Origin of the sequence: Phytoactinopolyspora endophytica (assembly GCF_004138495.1) — a bacterium.
GTDB lineage: Bacteria > Actinomycetota > Actinomycetes > Jiangellales > Jiangellaceae > Phytoactinopolyspora > Phytoactinopolyspora endophytica.
Map to the genome: position 1 here is coordinate 239,523 of NZ_ML142850.1, position 2,082 is coordinate 241,604.

A 2,082-nucleotide genomic window follows, 5' to 3' on the forward strand; every position below is an offset into this window, starting at 1 on the left:
ACGGTGGCGCGGCCGAGTGACGACGCCGCCTGCTCCAGGCGCGCATCGGCAAGCACGGTATCGGTCCTTGGAATGAAGCTCCGTTCGTCCGGTGTCTCGCTGGTCCGCATGGCCGCACCCTCCCTGCCCCAGACGGGGCTGTCTCGCCGTTCGCGGAGGCGGACGGGAATCGAACCCGCCCGGCCCGGGTTCCGGGCCACACCGGTTTTGAAGACCGGGAGGGGCACCAGCCGCCTGAACGCCTCCGCCTACTAGCCATAACCGCGCGCCACCGTGTTAAACGGTGCCGCGTGGGCACAACGTGGAGGCATGACCGCACATACCGCTCAACCGCCGGTTCGTCTTACACAATACGCGCACGGTGGGGGCTGCGCTTGCAAGATTCCACCTGGTGAGCTCGAGTCGGCTGTCTCCATGCTGGTGGGCCCCGAACCCTCCGGCGCCGTCGGCGAACTGCTGGTCGGGCTCGACGACGGGGACGACGCGGCCGCGGTGCGGCTGGAGAACGGCCTGGCGGTCCTCGCGACGGCGGACTTCTTCACGCCGGTCGTCGACGACCCGTATGACTGGGGGCGGATCGCCGCGGCCAACGCGCTCTCCGACATCTACGCGATGGGCGGCGCTCCGGTGGTCGCCGTGAACCTGCTGGGCTGGCCGCGCACGGAGCTGCCTTTCGAGCTGGCGTCCGAGGTCCTCCGCGGCGGCCTGGACGTCGCGCGGGCGGCCGGGTGCCATGTGGCCGGTGGTCACAGCGTCGACGATCCTGAGCCGAAGTACGGTATGGCGGTCACCGGCGTCGCCGGCCCGGATCGCCTGCTGCGCAACGACACCGGCCAGGCCGGGATGCCGCTCACCCTGACCAAGCCGCTCGGCATCGGCGTGCTCAACAACCGGCACAAAGCCACCGGAGAGGCGTTCCCGCACGCGGTCGAGGCGATGGTCGAGCTGAACCGTGCAGTCTCCCGCGCCGCCGTCGAGCTGGGCGTGCGGTGTGCCACCGACATCACCGGGTTCGGACTCCTCGGGCACCTGCACAAACTCGCCCGCGCGAGCGGTGTCAGCGCGATCGTCGAGGCCGGCCGCGTTCCCTACCTCGACGGCGCACGGGAGGCGCTGGCCGCGGGTTATGTCAGCGGGGGCACCCGCAGGAACCTGGACTGGGTCACGCCTCACCTCGATCCGGGCCGAGCCGACGACGCGGAACTGCTGCTGCTGGCGGACGCGCAGACCTCCGGCGGCCTGCTCATCGCCGGGGAGGTGCCGGGCCATCGAGTGGTCGGAGAGCTGGTGCCGGCCCGCACGGACGGCGTCACCCTGACCGTGCGGTGAGGTCCACGACACCCGGCGCGCCGGTCGGCGCCAGGGTTGTTGAGTGGCCGGCTCGTCCATTAGCGTCGATTTCAACGAAGGTTGAAATTGAGGGAGGCGTTCATGGAAGCCGCCATCAAGGTCGACAATCTCACCATCGATCGCGGCAAGAAGGTGGTGCTGCACGACGTCAGCACACAGGTCCAGCGCGGCGTCGTCACCGGGCTGCTCGGGCCGAGCGGCAGCGGTAAGACCACGCTGATGCGTGCCATCGTCGGTGTGCAGATCGTCAGATCAGGCAACGTCACCGTCCTCGGGAGACCAGCCGGTTCACCACCTCTACGCCGGGCCGTCAGCTATCTCACCCAGTCGCCGAGCGTCTACGAGGACCTCACCGTCCGGGAGAACGTGCGCCATTTCGCCTCGTTGTACGGGCTCGGCGGCGACAAGGCGGACGAGACGATCAGCGACGTCGGGCTCGCGGAGCGGCCCGATCAGCTGGTGCGAGACCTCTCCGGAGGTCAGCGCAGCCGGGCTTCGCTCGCCTGTGCCCTGGTGGGCCGGCCCGACGTGCTCATACTCGACGAGCCCACGGTCGGCCAGGATCCGGTCCTGCGCGACGAGCTGTGGCGCCGCTTCCGCACGTTCGCCGAGCAGGGCGCCACCCTGCTGGTATCCAGCCACGTGATGGACGAGGCCAACCGGTGCGACCGGCTGATACTCATCCGCGAGGGTCGGATCATCGCCGACGACACGCCGTCGGCGGTCAAGGCG

3 protein-coding genes and 1 tRNA gene are annotated in these 2,082 nt (G+C 69.7%); 2 read left to right on the top strand and 2 right to left on the bottom strand.

What is annotated here, in order from left to right; genetic code table 11:
• Together ELR45_RS43170 and ELR45_RS34570 are read right to left on the bottom strand one after the other, a co-directional pair.
• On the bottom strand, positions 1-110 hold a 110-nt coding region (locus ELR45_RS43170), incomplete at its 3' end, for a hypothetical protein (RefSeq protein ID WP_476704122.1).
• Between the two features lie 43 nt (positions 111-153).
• Positions 154-246: transfer RNA gene (locus tag ELR45_RS34570), tRNA-Sec, on the bottom strand.
• Positions 247-309: 63 nt separating this feature from the next.
• Here ELR45_RS34570 and selD point away from each other — a divergent pair.
• Both selD and ELR45_RS04450 read left to right on the top strand, forming a co-directional pair.
• Positions 310-1,329: a selenide, water dikinase SelD gene (selD, locus tag ELR45_RS04445; protein WP_129663782.1), complete on the top strand. Its 1,020-nt coding sequence runs from the start codon at positions 310-312 to the stop codon at positions 1,327-1,329.
• A gap of 102 nt (positions 1,330-1,431) precedes the next feature.
• The coding region (locus ELR45_RS04450) for an ABC transporter ATP-binding protein (protein WP_205855936.1) at positions 1,432-2,082 on the top strand (651 nt) is incomplete at its 3' end.

Bases quoted from the DNA above. Each gene is read 5' to 3' on its own strand.
- selD (WP_129663782.1), top strand. From the start codon at position 310: ATGACCGCACATACCGCTCAACCGCCGGTTCGTCTTACACAATACGCG.